Annotated in this window: 13 protein-coding genes; 3 read left to right on the top strand and 10 right to left on the bottom strand. The window is 42.2% G+C overall.

The genetic code is table 11. From position 1 onward, the window contains the following. Positions 1-11: 11 nt before the first annotated feature. On the bottom strand, positions 12-773 hold the full coding sequence (locus BSO02S_RS15670; protein ID WP_066069196.1) for an NRDE family protein: 762 nt from the start codon (positions 771-773) through the stop codon (positions 12-14). Positions 774-860: 87 nt separating this feature from the next. Further along, positions 861-1391: a DinB family protein gene (locus tag BSO02S_RS15665; RefSeq protein ID WP_066069325.1), complete on the bottom strand. Its 531-nt coding sequence runs from the start codon at positions 1389-1391 to the stop codon at positions 861-863. Positions 1392-1595: 204 nt separating this feature from the next. On the opposite strand from BSO02S_RS15665, the gene BSO02S_RS15660 reads away from it, so the two are divergent. Together BSO02S_RS15660 and BSO02S_RS26410 are read left to right on the top strand one after the other, a co-directional pair. Beyond that, a complete protein-coding gene (locus BSO02S_RS15660; protein WP_066069193.1) occupies positions 1596-1832 on the top strand; it encodes a hypothetical protein in 237 nt (78 codons plus the stop codon). Positions 1833-1925: 93 nt separating this feature from the next. Continuing rightward, positions 1926-2078 carry a DUF3934 family protein gene (locus BSO02S_RS26410; RefSeq protein ID WP_084375041.1) on the top strand — a complete coding sequence of 51 codons (153 nt, stop codon included), beginning with the start codon at positions 1926-1928 and terminating at the stop codon, positions 2076-2078. Between the two features lie 77 nt (positions 2079-2155). On the opposite strand, the gene BSO02S_RS15655 is transcribed toward BSO02S_RS26410, so the two are convergent. From BSO02S_RS15655 to BSO02S_RS15635, 5 genes are all read right to left on the bottom strand, one after another. After that, positions 2156-3538: an L-cystine transporter gene (locus BSO02S_RS15655; RefSeq protein ID WP_066069190.1), complete on the bottom strand. Its 1383-nt coding sequence runs from the start codon at positions 3536-3538 to the stop codon at positions 2156-2158. Between the two features lie 259 nt (positions 3539-3797). Continuing rightward, positions 3798-5420, bottom strand: coding sequence for a glycerol-3-phosphate dehydrogenase/oxidase (locus BSO02S_RS15650; protein ID WP_066069322.1), 1623 nt, complete (start codon positions 5418-5420; stop codon positions 3798-3800). Positions 5421-5602: 182 nt separating this feature from the next. Continuing rightward, a complete protein-coding gene (glpK, locus tag BSO02S_RS15645; protein WP_066069187.1) occupies positions 5603-7093 on the bottom strand; it encodes a glycerol kinase GlpK in 1491 nt (496 codons plus the stop codon). A gap of 50 nt (positions 7094-7143) precedes the next feature. Further along, positions 7144-9336, bottom strand: a complete 2193-nt coding sequence (locus tag BSO02S_RS15640; protein WP_066069184.1) for an alpha-galactosidase — start codon at positions 9334-9336, stop codon at positions 7144-7146. Between the two features lie 200 nt (positions 9337-9536). Continuing rightward, positions 9537-10442 (bottom strand): LysR family transcriptional regulator, encoded by a 906-nt coding sequence (locus tag BSO02S_RS15635; RefSeq protein WP_066069181.1) that lies wholly within the window; start codon positions 10440-10442, stop codon positions 9537-9539. A 184-nt stretch (positions 10443-10626) separates the two neighbouring features. Between BSO02S_RS15635 and BSO02S_RS15630 the strand changes: the two genes are divergently transcribed. Continuing rightward, positions 10627-11688 (top strand): YeiH family protein, encoded by a 1062-nt coding sequence (locus tag BSO02S_RS15630; protein WP_066069178.1) that lies wholly within the window; start codon positions 10627-10629, stop codon positions 11686-11688. A 114-nt stretch (positions 11689-11802) separates the two neighbouring features. Here the strand turns inward: BSO02S_RS15630 and BSO02S_RS15625 are convergent, their stop codons facing one another. The 3 genes from BSO02S_RS15625 to BSO02S_RS15615 form a co-directional block, all read right to left on the bottom strand. Further along, positions 11803-12837, bottom strand: coding sequence for a sensor histidine kinase (locus BSO02S_RS15625; RefSeq protein ID WP_066069177.1), 1035 nt, complete (start codon positions 12835-12837; stop codon positions 11803-11805). Further along, positions 12834-13508: a response regulator transcription factor gene (locus tag BSO02S_RS15620; RefSeq protein ID WP_066069175.1), complete on the bottom strand. Its 675-nt coding sequence runs from the start codon at positions 13506-13508 to the stop codon at positions 12834-12836. The genes BSO02S_RS15625 and BSO02S_RS15620 overlap by 4 nt, the downstream gene beginning before the upstream one ends. Before the next feature lie 153 nt (positions 13509-13661). Beyond that, positions 13662-15083 carry a sigma-54 interaction domain-containing protein gene (locus BSO02S_RS15615; protein ID WP_066069170.1) on the bottom strand — a complete coding sequence of 474 codons (1422 nt, stop codon included), beginning with the start codon at positions 15081-15083 and terminating at the stop codon, positions 13662-13664. Between the last annotated feature and the right edge of the window lie 95 nt (positions 15084-15178).

The following is a 15178-nucleotide window of genomic DNA, read 5'->3' as shown; positions in this document are numbered from 1 at the left end:
GCCTGACACCATTAGTTTTTAAGTTCAATTGTAAATCGTTGATCATTGAAGCTTTCCTTTGTATAGACCCGTTCTATGTAGTGCATTTCTTTATCTGCCATCAATAAAACAGTCGAGCTTCTCGTCCCGTAATTTTCCCCCTTGATAAACAGCGGCGAGAGCATCCTTTCCAATTCAAAAGAAACCCCTGTGTTCGGGAGGCGTTCATCGGGAGCAACGTCTGCATTTTGGAGGAGAATTAAAAGCTCCTCTACAAGATTCCCCTGTTTATCGCTAATGATTTGGGTCAAGCCCGCCTTACCTTTTTGCACTTTTGGCCATTCGGTATTTAACAAATGATTGCTGACACCATATATGCCAGGCTCAAGCCTCTGCAGCTTCTGTCCCATATTCGAATAATAATATAGTTCATTCTCATCCCCAGCCAAAAGATTATAGCCGGGGTACAGGTCCTTGTTCACAGTTAGAGTTTGCATATAATCTTTAACATTTCCTTTGTATTTCAGGGCACCCGCCACCAATTCGCCACGTGAACGCTTGCCTTCCGTTACTTCCTTTGGGTTGCGATAATTAGTCAAAGCAGCGAAACGCCCGGTGCAAGTAACCCCCACCCATGTGCCCATCTTTTCTAAATCCCGTCCTGCGAGAATGTCAGGACTGTCCTCCCAAAAATGAGCCGAGGCGGTCGGCCTTTGTAAGGATTCATCCCGGTTTGCGGCCACGATGAACTTGTAGGATGGATGAACTTGATAGGCAAATAATATTAAGCACATTGACAATCACCGCCTTAATTAAAAAATGTAATCAGCTTTAATTCCTTTTAGTGGTGGGACCTGCCAGCGGTGGAATCCTTTTTCCGCTTAAGACTCGTTACGCTTGCTCATCATTTTTTTGATAATTCGAATTTGCCCGCGATGGCTTAGCTCGTCTTCAAATACATGAAACCATTTAAAGTAATTGTTTGCAGGCCGGTTCCACCAGAAAGGAGTTTGCTCAAATAACCATTCATCAGGCAGAGTTTTAAACATTTTGATTGTTGTGTTCCGAACCTCGGTTAACCGGTCCAGGTAATAGTCAATCGTATTCCCTTTAATTTGCTCTCTTGCACTGCTTCCTAAGTCTAAGCCAGGATTCAGCCGATTTACCTCTTCATCTGTTAGATCCCTGCTCTCAAAGGATATAATTTGATACGCCTTTTCAACATCAGCCATATGCGCTAACAGCATTCCGATTGAATTTGCCTGGTCATCATAAAGGAAGTCTAACTCCTCCATCGTTAATTCTCTCACCGCATCTATCGTCGTAACTCTTGTGTAATTCATCATCGAAACCAATTTGCTGAACTCTAAACCCAAGCCAGCTTTTTGATCAATCAAATATAATGTTTCCATTTCCATTGACCGTTCAACCCCTTCATTTGGAAATATAATACTCAACTATTATTCGGCGCTTTTTTAGAAAACCCTTTTTATTTGTGAAAATCCCATGGGTACTTGATGGCAGCTAAAAATCCAAAAATTAAATGTTTATCCCTTCTGCTTTTTGTATAAGCTATTTCAGACATGTTTGTTGGAAAGAAATTTGGAGGTGTTTTGATGTCAGAGCTTGAGCCCTTAGAATATGAAACGGGAACCGCCATTCGCGATTATGACATTATTGAAATTACGCAAACAACGAATGGGTATGATGTGATGCTTGACATTAATTTGGACAGCGGATATTCCTTAACAAGGACCAAGTTAGAAATCACCAATGAGGATTTATCAGGCTATGAAACAACTGAGGTGGAAGAAGGTATTAAATATGCCTTAGGGTTTTTCGACCAGAAATGAACGAACTTCTAAGAGCACATCAACAAAATTTGTGTTAAACTAACCAACGACGGTTAGCCGAACGTACAATAATAATGGAGTGGTTGTGGTTATATGAGTAACGCTAAAGGGAAAGGCGGAACTGGCAGGGGAACAGGCAAGAAGGGCTGGAATCGCTGGCAAGCAGGTGCCAACAAAGCAAAAAGTGCCAAACCATATGTCAGCAAAAGTACCAAAAAATCAGATGAGGCAAAATCCACTAAGTAAAAATGGTGTCAGGCACCACAAGTCTGTCCGCCCACAGCGGACAAATGTCTTTTCGTGGTGCCTGACACCTTTCTTTTTTACGCTTCTACAACGTTTGGTTGTTGGTATACTTCGGTTTCTAATTCTCCTGTTGCTTTGCTTGTTAGGACTCCGGCTGTCATGGCACCGCTGACGTTTAGGGCTGTACGGCCCATGTCAATAAGGGGCTCAACTGAGATGAGCAGACCAACAATGGCAATCGGCAGGTTCATGACGGATAAAACGATTAAGGCTGCAAAAGTTGCCCCGCCGCCAACACCTGCGACACCAAAGGAGCTAATCGCTACTACTAGAATAAGCGTGAGAATAAAGGTCGGGCTTGTTGGATCAATGCCCGCAGCTGGTGCAACCATTACGGCTAACATCGCCGGATAAATCCCTGCACATCCATTTTGACCAATCGAAAGTCCAAAGGAGCCGGCAAAGTTGGCAATCCCTTCTGATACTCCAAAGTCTTTTGTTTGTGTTTTGATTGTCATTGGCAATGTTCCCGCACTTGTCCGTGAGGTAAACGCAAAGGTTAACGTTGGCAAGGCCTTTTTCACATAATTTACAGGGCTTAATTTTGCAAAAGATATTAATAGTAAATGTACAATGAACATAAGAATGAGCGCCACATAGGAAGCAATAACAAACTTCCCTAATTTCGCAATCGCTTGGTAATCACTTGTCGCAGTTACCTTTGTAATGATGGCAAGAATTCCATATGGCGTAAGACGAAGAATCAGCGTGACAACCCTCATGATAACCGCGTAAAGAGTGTCAATAATCTTCGCAAAAAATTCTCCATGCTGTGGGTCCTTACGTCTGACCCCAAGGTAAGCAATACCGATAAAGGCCGCAAAAATAACAACGGCAATTGTTGAAGTGGGGCGTGCCCCTGTTAAATCTTGAAACGGGTTACTTGGAACTAATTCGATGATTTGTTGCGGGATTGTCATATTTTGAACCCCGACCACTTTTTCCTCTAAAAGGGCATTCCTTGCTTTTTCCGCATCACCGGCATTTAGATGGATGCCGTCAAGACCGAAGCCTAAGGCCGAACCAATACCAATTGCCGCAGATATGGCCGTCGTCGCAAGCAGAATACCGATAACGAGAAAACTAATTTTCCCAATATTTTTAGTCAGCTTTAATTTTGTAAAGGCCCCAACAATTGAAATAAATACAAGCGGCATCACAACCATCTGCAATAATTTTACATACCCGTTACCGACAATACTAAACCAGTCGATGGAACCTATTGTTACTTCATGTGTTGTACCGTAGATTAAATGAATAATAAAACCAAAAATAATACCTAAACCCAATGCAGTGAACACACGCTTTGAAAAGGAAACATGCTTTTTCTGCATCATAAACAAACCAAAAATGAGTAATAGTAAAACAGCAACATTGACGATGATAAGAATGGTATTCATTGTTTTCCTCCCTAGTTAATTTAATGAAATTTTAATACACATATTCCTATGAGTCAAGTCGGATTTATAATTATTCTGAATTTTCAACATCCTCAATCAATCAAACGTTTGATATTTTATACATATGCCAGGCGAGAACTTCATATATCTTGTCCAGTATACATATTTAGCCTTCGTAATAGAAAAAACAGTATTCAAAAAACCCCCTGATTTTCAGGAGGTTTTGAAATTAAAATATTTTATGACCTGGATTGCTTAATTACTCCGATATCGTTCCATTCGGATGAACAGCATCCCTAAGCTCTCTTTCTAATTCTTCCTGATAGATGCGCTTCTCTTCCGATGTCCATCCAAGAACATCTTCCATCAACTCCATGACGGCCTGTTTCCACTCATGAACCCAGTGAATATTGAAAAATAACGCCCCGGTTCGGCGGATAAAAAAGTCCACTGGTTTTACAATCATTTCTTCCTCTAATCCATAAATAATTTGAACATACACCTCAAGCGGCAAGCCGTATTTGTTACTTCTGTCAAACGTCTTGGCAATTTCAAAAATACGTTCAATATTGGAACCATAGCGATGTACTAGCCTTTGGTATTGCCCCAGCGTTAATCCACATAACTCGCCCTCTTTTTCCTTTTCCTCAATGTATGAAACAAAATTGGCGGATCCATGAAAATGTCCTCCCGAAATAGGTAAATGCTTCGTTTGACAAGCTTGAAAATTGCGGGCCTTTTCGTTCCGAAGGAGATTCACAACTAAGTCGACCACAGTTTCTGCCATTTTTCTATACCCGGTCAGCTTCCCGCCTGCAATCGTAATCAGCCCAGAATCGGATGCCCAGATTTCATCCTTTCGGGAAATTTCAGAAGGATCCTTGCCTTCTTCATAAATAAGCGGTCTTACCCCTGCCCAGCTTGATTCAACATCTTCTACCTTAATAGAGGCCCTCGGAAACATATAATTAATCGCTTGAATAATATAAGCCCGGTCTTCCACTGTCATTTTCGGATGAATTGGATTGTTGCCATAATACGTGTCTGTTGTTCCCACATAGGTTTTCCCATCTCTTGGAATCGCAAATACCATACGGCCATCCGGTGTATCAAAGTACACCGCCTGCCTTAGAGAAAATCTCGATTGATTTATTACCAAATGGACCCCTTTTGTGAGCCGAAGTTTTTTCCCTGACAACGAATGATCTTTGCCACGGAGCGAATCCACCCAAGGGCCCGTCGCATTAATGACTTTTTTCGCGTAAATATCAGTAATCGTACCATTTAATAAATCCTCAACTTTTGCACCAATCACTTTTCCGTCTCGATAAAGAAGATCAATCACTTTCGTATAGTTTACCGCTTTGACACCATGTGCAACTGCCTCCTTTATTACTTCGATTGTTAACCTGGCATCATCGGTGCGATATTCTACGTAATACCCGCCGCCTGTTAATCCATCCTTTTTAATGAGCGGCTCTTTCTGAAGGGTTTCATCCGGTGAGAGCATCGTTCTTCTTTCCGCTTTTTTTACACCCGCTAAAAAGTCATAGATGCGCAGGCCGATAGAAGTGCCGAACTTTCCAAACGTTCCGCCTTTATGCATAGGCAGGAGCATCCATTCTGGGCTGGTTACATGGGGACCATTTTCATAGACAATCTTCCTTTCCTTCCCTACTTCTGCAACCATTTTCACCTTGAATTGTTTTAAATACCTAAGGCCGCCGTGAACCAGTTTCGTCGACCGGCTTGATGTACCGGCAGCAAAATCCTGCATTTCGACTAAGGCCGTTTTCAAACCCCTTGTTACAGCATCTAACGCAATCCCAGCGCCTGTTATTCCGCCGCCGATGACAAGCACATCCAATTGTGCTGAAGCCATTTCCTGTAGAAACGTTTCTCTATTTGAACTTGAAAATTTATAAATTTCCACTATGAATACCTCCAAATAGGATAAAAAAAGAGACCACACAAATACAATGATAATAAATCCATCGCTTTGTTTAGCCTCACTGGTTTCACCTGTCAATTATTAACTTAAATGTAGTGTATCATGAATAAACGTTATTTAAAAGCCCTAGCTGCGTTTACTGCCTTTTTCCACCCCGTATATAGATTATCTCTATCCTCTTCAACCATATCCGGTGTAAAGGCATGATCCATATTCCATTGCGCAGCGATTTCTTCCTGGCTCTCCCAATAACCCACAGCTAATCCTGCTAAATAGGCAGCCCCCAATGCTGTCGTTTCTTTTATTTCCGGACGTTCCACTGGAACATTTAACATATCACTTTGAAATTTCATTAAGAAGTTATTCGCAACAGCGCCGCCATCCACACGTAAAGCTTTCAATGAAATACCTGAATCTGCTTCCATCGATGTCAAAACATCTTTCGTTTGGTAGGCAAGCGATTCTAGTGTGGCGCGTACAAAATGTTCTTTCGTTGTACCACGAGTTAAGCCAAAGACCGAACCACGTACATCACTATCCCAATATGGTGTTCCTAGCCCAACAAATGCTGGAACGACATAAACACCATCTGTAGAAGTTACACTACCTGCGTATTTCTCGCTCTCCTCCGCATTTCTAAACATACGAAGCCCATCACGAAGCCATTGAATGGCAGACCCTGCAACAAAGATACTTCCTTCTAACGCATACTCTACTTTTCCATTAATCCCCCAAGCAATCGTTGTTAATAAACCGTGCTCGGATTTTACTGCTTGTTCGCCGGTATTCATCAGCATAAAGCAGCCAGTTCCATACGTATTTTTTGCCATTCCTTTTTCATAGCATGCTTGACCGAATAATGCAGCTTGCTGGTCACCTGCAACTCCTGCAATTGGAACATTACAGCCAAAGAAATGGTAATCAACGGTTTCGCTGTAAACTTCAGAAGATGGGCGAACCTCAGGAAGCATCGAAGCAGGAACAGAAAGAATATCCAATAATTCTTCATCCCATTTAAGTTCATGAATATTGTACATCAATGTTCTTGATGCATTGGAGTAGTCTGTTACATGGGCTTTTCCGCCAGACAGTTTCCAAATCAGCCATGTATCAATCGTACCAAATAGCAGTTCTCCACGCTCCGCCTTTTCTCTTGCGCCTTCCACATGATCTAGAATCCATTTTACTTTTGTTCCAGAGAAATAGGCATCAATTAAAAGGCCTGTTTTATCTCTAAATAATTGGTCATAACCTTTTGCTTTTAATTCTTCACAAATATCTGCGGTTTGCCGGGATTGCCAAACAATCGCATGATAAACAGGATTCCCTGTTTCTTTATCCCAAACAACGGCTGTTTCCCGCTGGTTGGTAATTCCTATTCCGGCCACTTGCTCTGGCTTTACATTAGCCTCAGCTAAACAGGAAGCCATGACCGCTAGGATTGAGCCCCAAATTTCATTGGCATTATGCTCTACCCAACCTGGCTTTGGGAAAAATTGTTGAAACTCCTGTTGTGCTGCTTGTACAATCTTTCCTTCTTTATTAAATAGAATCGCACGTGAACTTGTGGTCCCTTGGTCTAAGGATAAAATGTATTTTTCCATCGAAGAGCTCTCCCTTTTATTAACAGTATAAGCTTGTATTTATTATTAAGTTACTTTTTGACTGCTTCAATCTGAAAAATAGCAGAGGTATAGTCCTTTTTAATTAACGGCAGTGTTAACCCCATTTGCATCAGCTCATCACCGAAATACCTCTTTTTACCCTTGTTCACTTTGTATTTCTCCAGCGGATTTAACCCTCGCAATTTTAACCGAAAAAAAGGAGGATTCGGTGTCGCCAGTATTTTATAGTAAAAAACAACCGCATGTTCCTGATTAGGTGCAACATACATCCACGCTGTATCCATTCCATCAAAGGGACTTAACAGCCTGAATTGGTCACCAAAACCGACGAGGTCCTTAATCTGATGATATTCGTTAATTTCCGTCATGATGACTTTCTTATCATCACTGCTAAGTTTGTCGATATTTAATTCAAATCCCAAATTGGCAGCCATTGCCACATGGCATCTCATTAAAAGCGGTGTTGTTCTTCCTACCTGATGATTCGGCACATCGGATACATTGGCCCCCATCGTAATGGCTGGATAGACAATGCTTGTTCCGTATTGAATCTTCAATCGTTCGACCGCATCCGTATCATCACTTGTCCATGTTTGCGGCATGTAATAAAGCATGCCTGGGTCAAAGCGGCCGCCTCCGCCAGAGCAGCTTTCAAATAAAATCCCCGGAAAGCGGGCCGTTAATTTTTCCAGAATTCGATACAAACCAAGCATATAGCGGTGGGCCGTTTCCTTTTGCCTTTCTGGAGGAAGTGCCGCTGAACCAACTTCGGTCATATTCCGGTTCATATCCCACTTTACATAGGAGATTGGAGCACTGCGAAAAACGCGGGTCAGTGTTTCGATTAAATAATCACATACTTCATCTCGGCTTAAATCCAAGACTAATTGATTTCTAGACAGTGTCCGATTCCGCCCTGGCACATGAAGACACCAATCAGGATGCCTCCGATACAAATCGCTGTCAGGTGAAACCATTTCCGGCTCAACCCATAAACCAAATTGCATCCCCTTTGTGTGGAGATAATCAGCCAACCCCTTTAAACCATTCGGTAATTTTTTCTTATTCTCATACCAATCACCCAACGAGCTTTTGTCATTATCACGCTGCCCAAACCAGCCATCATCTAAAACAAACAGCTCAACCCCCAGTTCTTTCCCAGCATCAGCAATACTTTTAAGTTTTTTTTCATTAAAATTAAAATAGGTAGCTTCCCAGTTATTGATGAGAATCGGCCGCGTTTTGTCCCGATATACACCACGGCACACTCTCGTGCGAAGCAATTTATGATAGGTTCTCGACATTCCGCCAAGTCCATCGGCGGAATAAACCATTAAAGCCTCAGGAGTTTGAAACGTTTCCCCCGGCTTCAGCAGCCATGTAAAATCAAACGGGTTTATGCCGACGCTAAGTCTAGAAGTTTGAAAGGGGTCTACCTCAATCGAAGCTTGAAAATTCCCACTGTACATTAGGGTACAACCGAAAACACCGCCATACTCTTCGTTGGCATCTTTTGAAAGCAGCGCAATAAAAGGGTTATGCTGATGACTGCTTGAGCCACGGGCTGATGAAATTGTTTGAATTCCGTGGTGTAGCGGCTGTCTTTCGATGTGACGCTCGCGCCCCCAGGTTCCATGAAGATGAAGCCAATCCCAATCTGACTGATGAAAGTCGACCGACATACTCATACACTTATATATTTCAACAGCCTGGCAGCCAAGGTGCTCAAAGGAAACGGATCTGGTAATCACATCAAGTTCACGGTAGATTGTATAGTGTAGATTCATCCCAACCCCCAGCATGGAGTCTACCATTGTTATCACCAAGCTGTCTGCCTCAGTATCATCTTCGACATAGGCTGAAGGCAATCCTTCGAGAGGGCGTTTGCCTTGAAATATTTCATGGGAATCATAAACAAATTCCGTAATGGTTGACCCATCGGGAGCACGGATCTGATAAGCTGGCGTCCTGAAATCCCCGTTTCCAAACGCGGGATACTCCTGCGGCAGCGTATCAAGTGAAAAGTTTTTATCGTTTGGTTCCGTTGTCGGTGAAAACGCCCTGCCCTTAAAGGAGAGAATCGAACCTGGCTGCAGCGTCATCACCCGTTTGCCCCAATACAAATGAGCAGGATACTTCCCATGGACAATCTGAAGCAAATAACTAATCTTGCTATTGTGTAAATGAAACACCCGGTCCTCCTCATTCCAATCAATCGGCATAGAACCTCACCTCTCCTCAATTCTTGGATAACAAAACAAGCATAAATCGTTCTTCTAATCATATGACTCACCTTACGCCAATAGGCACAGTGGGAATAAAAATAATGGTGTCAGTAATGGTGGTACAGTAATGGTGGTACAGTAATGGTGTCAGGCACCACTCGTGTACACTTGTCCACCAGGGGCGGACACCCGGTTCATTAGAATAGTTTTTCTTGTTCAGCTTTGGCTAGGTGTTCTCGCAGTGTTTCGATGAATGTTTTTAATGCTTTGGTTTGGAAGGCTGAATGGGTCAGGATGGAAAAGTTCCGTTTAAAAGGCAGTCCCTTCACTTGAATGATCCCTACGTAGCCATGGGTCAGTTCTTTTACAATAGCCCAGCGGGATAACAGCGAAATTCCAAGCCCTGCCTCCACCGACTCCTTTATCAACTGCGTGCTCCCAAATTCCATGATCCTTTTCGGTGTAAACCGATTCATTCGAAATAGATTTTCGGCAGCCTCCCTCGTACCTGAGCCCTCTTCCCTTAGAATCCATGTTTCCTCCGCTAATTCTGCAAGGCTGATCTCGCCTTGCCTTTTTAAATAGTGATGACGCGATGAAGCCACGATGACCATTTTATCTTCAGAAACCACCTCTGAATTTTGACTATCATCCTTCAGAAAGCCTTCAATAATTCCGATATCTAATTGATGGGTATTCACCAGTTCAATGATTTCCTTTGTATTATAAATCTTGATGGATGGGCTGATGAGTGGATATTGCTCCTGAAGCCTAGCAACAATATGCGGTAGTATATATTCGCCAAATGTGTAGCTCGCACCAATGGCGATCGGTCCGCTCGTGTTATTGGTTAAATCATCGACTAAATACTGCATCTTGGTATAGAGTGCCAATATTTCTTTCGCATGATGGTAGACAATCTCACCCGCCTTATTTAACCGAACATACTTATTATTTCGTTCCAACAATCTTGTTCCAACGGATTCCTCTAATGCCCGAATATATTGGCTGACTGCCGGCTGGGTCATGTGAAGCTCTTCTGCCGCTTTCGAAAAGTTCTCTTTTTCAACAACTTTTATAAATACCCCCAAATATTGGTCCATATTTAAAATTCCCCTTCCGCTCCATCAACATAGTTACAAAACACCAATGACCTTTACAGCCTTTCTTTTAAAAATAGTATCATGTATTCAACTTTACTTATCATCTATATTATATATCATTATTTTCCTTATACATAAAACAGGTGTATGCTGATTATAGAAAAAAATATACGAGGTGATCTTAATGGGGAGCCAAAGTGCAAGAACGTTATCTTTACGTAATGAAGCCGACCTGCAGCAACCAAAGCCTGCGCCCAAACCTTCTCCGGGTTTATGGCTGGCAGGCATCGCCTTTACTGTCATTATTGCGGCATTGGGTTATGCGTTATCCAAAATACCAGGTTTTGATCATGTTGGACCGCTTGCCTGTGCCATTGTGATTGCCGTCTTTTACCGGCAATTCTTCGGATACCCCGAACAAATACGAGCGGGGATTCAATTTTCTTCCAAGCGTTTTTTACGGTTCGCAATTATTTTATATGGGTTAAAGCTCAACATTGATGTCGTTCTCCACCAAGGACTGGGACTGCTTGCACGTGATCTCTTTGTTATTGCCTTTGCGATAGTAACCACCGTATGGCTCGGCAAACTATTAAAAGCGGAGTCTTCTTTAGTCCTACTACTTGGTGTTGGTACAGGTGTATGCGGTGCGGCCGCGATTGCTGCTGTTTCACCGATTGTGAAAGCAAAAGATGAGGATACTGCGATTGGAGTGGGAATCATTGCCCTTGTGGGGACGATTTTTTCAATTACGTATACAATCCTAAGGCCAATTCTTCCGTTGTCGGCCATCGATTACGGAATATGGAGCGGGACTAGCCTTCACGAAATTGCCCATGTCGCCTTAGCGGGTGCTCCGGCAGGTCCGGATGGGTTGGCGATTGCCCTCCTGGCAAAATTAGGCCGCGTCCTGCTGCTTGTTCCATTATGCTTTATCCTGATGTATTGGATGAAACGGAAAAATACCGAAGAAACAGGTGAAACAAAAATTGAATTTCCTTGGTTCCTTATCGGTTTTATTCTGATGAGTTTGTTTGGAAGCTATGTGCTTGGCAAATCGATTCCGATTTCAACAGGGGCATTAGACAGTATTTCAACAGCTACAACTTTTATCCTAACTGCAGCAATGGTCGGCCTCGGATTGAACGTAAGCCTGCGGGATCTCCGGACAAAGGCACTTCGGCCGCTAATTGCGATGTGTATTATATCAGTGATCCTTTCCGTTCTCACCTATTTTATTGCCTAAATAGGAGTTTGCTAGTTTAATACACTGGTGCCTGACACCATCCAAAAGAAAAGGACACCTTTCATCGATAAGGTGCCCTTTCTTTTGGCTAAAATTCTCGCTGGTGCCTGACACCTAAAGTGTTACTGTAAAAACAGTTCCCTTTTCCTCTTCACTTTCAACAAAGATGGTCCCTTCATGCATTTCTACGATTTTTTTCACGATGGAGAGTCCTAATCCGCTTCCGCCTCTTGATCGATCTCTTGCCTTATCTGCCTTATAGAAGCGCTCAAAGATATGGACTTGGTCCTTTTTGGAAATGCCAATCCCCGTATCGGAAACCTTCACAATCGCTTTGCCGTCAACTTGCTCGAGCTTAATACGAATCCTTCCCTGAATCGGGGTGAATTTAATGCTATTATGAAGAAGATTTGTCCATACCTGACTCATTAAATCTTCATCCGCTACGATGGTGACCTTGTCTAGCAATACATCCATATTCATTTCTTTTTCAATCCAATGGGGTTCACATGCCAAGATGATATTTCTTATTTGCTGGTCTAAGCGGTAGCTTTTTCGTTCAAATGGATGGTGCTCGGATTCCAGCGAGGTTAACTTTAGAAGATTTTCACTTAATTTCGATAATCGTTTGCTTTCCGTTTCAATAATACTGAGATAGTGACTCCTTTCCTCATGCGTTAGCTGATCATATTGAAGGGCGCGTGCAAAGCCCATGATTGACGTAAGCGGCGATTGAATTTCATGGGATACATTAGAAATAAACTCCTGGCGCATGTCTTCCATTTGCTTTAATTGCTTTGCCATATGGTTGATATGATCGATTAGCGTGGTAAACGGATCCTCCCGTCTCAGCGTTTCAAGCTGTATATTAAAATCTCCCCTAGCTATTCTCCTCAAGGCATCTATTATTTCTTGAAAAAGATGGCGCTGCTTGGAACGGATGATTTTAGAAAGGCTATACCCGGCACCTCCAAAAATAAAAAAGCCAAGAATGGTCGTTATCAGGTGCCTACTATAATTGAAGGTTTCAATACCAAATAATTGATAACAATAGGAGACAATAAAGTAAGCCGCTGAAAAACTCACAGTGATCATTACTAAAAAGATGAAGAAACCATAGATATGCCGGAAACCTTTTCTGCCCTTCATGATTTTACCTCAAGCCGATATCCTAACCCCCATATTGTTTGGATACGAAACGGGAACTCCACTTCTGAAAACCGCTCTCTTAATCTTTTGATATGAACATCGACGGTTCGTTCGTCCCCTTCATAGTCATAGCCCCAAATATCTTCAATAAGCACTTCTCTTGAAAACGTTTTTCCAGGATAACTTGCCAGTTTAAACAACAGCTCAAATTCTTTTAACGGAATTGTCAATTCCCGATCTCCAAAAGAGATTTCATGTGCTTTCTGATTTAACATAAACTCCCCAATATTTAATGTTTGTGAAGTGGTTATTTTATAGCGTTTTAATAAAGCCTTTACCCGAGCAACTAACTCAATCGGGTCAAATGGTTTAACAAGATAATCGTCCGCCCCAAGCTCAAACCCCTTTACCTTTTGGGCCGTTTCACCTTTAGCCGTTAGCATTAAAAGGGGGATATCGCTGAATTCCCGCAGCTCGCGGCATAACTCCCAGCCATCCATGTTTGGCATCATGATATCAATGATTGCTAAATCAATCTTTACTTTTTCCATTAACTGTAATGCCTTTAGCCCATCGGAAGCTTCATACAAATCAAATCCTTCCTTTTTCAAAAAAAGCTGGACCAACTCGCGAATATTGGCATCGTCATCGACAATTAGTAATTTCGCCATTTATCGTCATTCCTTCCCATTCTACAAACAGGATTATACACAAAATATATGAATTGAATATGAACAAGGGTAGGAGTCGTTCTCTCAACATTTTAAAAGAAGGTACATCTCAGTGTATGGAGATATACCTTTTTGTGGATCTAAAAGCCAAAGCTATTTAATATCATACAATTTACATTTCTCATAAAAACTAGTTTTTCCTATTTCCAGCAACTTAGCAGCTTCCTGCTTATTTCCATTCGTCACACCTAGGGCATTTAGAAGTGATTGTTTTTCAACTTGCGCCAGCGTTTCTTTTAATGGTTGAATCCGGTGTGAGGTTAACGTCGTTGGATTATTGTTAATTGCTATGGTTTCGCTTACATAATTACTCTTCGTCTCTTGATCTCGTAAATATAATGGCAAGTGGGCGGGTTCAATCGTTTTTCCATCTAAAACATTGATGGCCCGCTCAAGCACATTCTCAAGCTCGCGAATGTTTCCTGGCCACGAATGCTGCATGAGCCTTTCTTTCACTTCCGCAGATAGCCCTATCCCCTTGCGAAAAAATTTCTTTTCTATTTTTTTTAGCAGGCTGATGGAAATCAACGGAATATCGTCCGTTCGTTTCCTTAAAGGGGGGATTTCTATTTTGATAACATTTAGGCGGTAGTATAGGTCCTGGCGAAACTTTCCATCTTCGACTAACTTCTCTAAATCCCGATGTGTGGCCGCAATAATACGGACATCGACAGCAATCGATTTTTGTCCACCGACCCGCTGTACTTCTTTTTCCTGCAAGACCCTTAAAAGCTTGCTTTGCATTGTCAGTGGCATGTCACCGATTTCATCGAGAAAAAGAGAGCCATTATTAGCAATTTCAAACTGCCCCTTCTTTCCGCCCTTTTTGGCCCCTGTAAAAGCTCCATCCTCATAGCCGAACAGTTCAGATTCTAGTAAATGCTCGGGAATAGAAGCACAGTTTATCGCAACAAATGGTAAGGAGGCACGCATGCTATGGTTATGAATCGCATGCGCAAACAATTCTTTCCCCGTGCCGGATTCCCCAATCAAGAGAACGGAGGAATTGTTTCCAGAAATTCTTTCCGCCAGTTTTTTTGTAGCAAGGAATGTGGAGCTCTTCCCAATTAAATGATTGAAATGGTACTTACCTTTCAAATCCTTTTCCACTTTTGTTTTATAATACTTCAGTTCTTCGACAAGATGCTGAATTTTACTTTTATACATCCGCCATTCCTCAGGGCTGCGAAACATTACCGTTCCCAACGCCCCTACTATTTCTCCCTCAACAACTAGTGGATAACGGTTTGCTATCATTTCACTTCCGTTTATGGGGTGAATGGCGGCGAGCTCTTTTTGGCCTGTTTTAACGACTATGTGCATGCGCGTGTTTTCAATGACCTCTTGAACAGGCCTTTGCAGCGCCTTTTCAATCGTCGTTCCTAAGAATTCACAATACGCTTCATTAATATGGAGAATAATCCCGTCACGGTTGACCACAACGATTCGTTCAGCTAAGAGATTAATAATTTGCTTATGCCATTGATAGGGGATTTCATCCATTCCTTGGTCCATTCTCTTCCCGCCCTCGTCCGAATATTTAATTTAATTATAGCAAAAGTGGTCCGATGTATGTTGTCACAAAATACTTCCAAAAATGAAAGAGTCCC

This window comes from Neobacillus soli NBRC 102451 (assembly GCF_001591665.1).
Lineage (GTDB): Bacteria > Bacillota > Bacilli > Bacillales > Cytobacillaceae > Neobacillus > Neobacillus soli.
The sequence above is the reverse complement of the archived record's forward strand: the minus strand, read 5'-3'. Positions and strand labels throughout refer to the sequence as shown.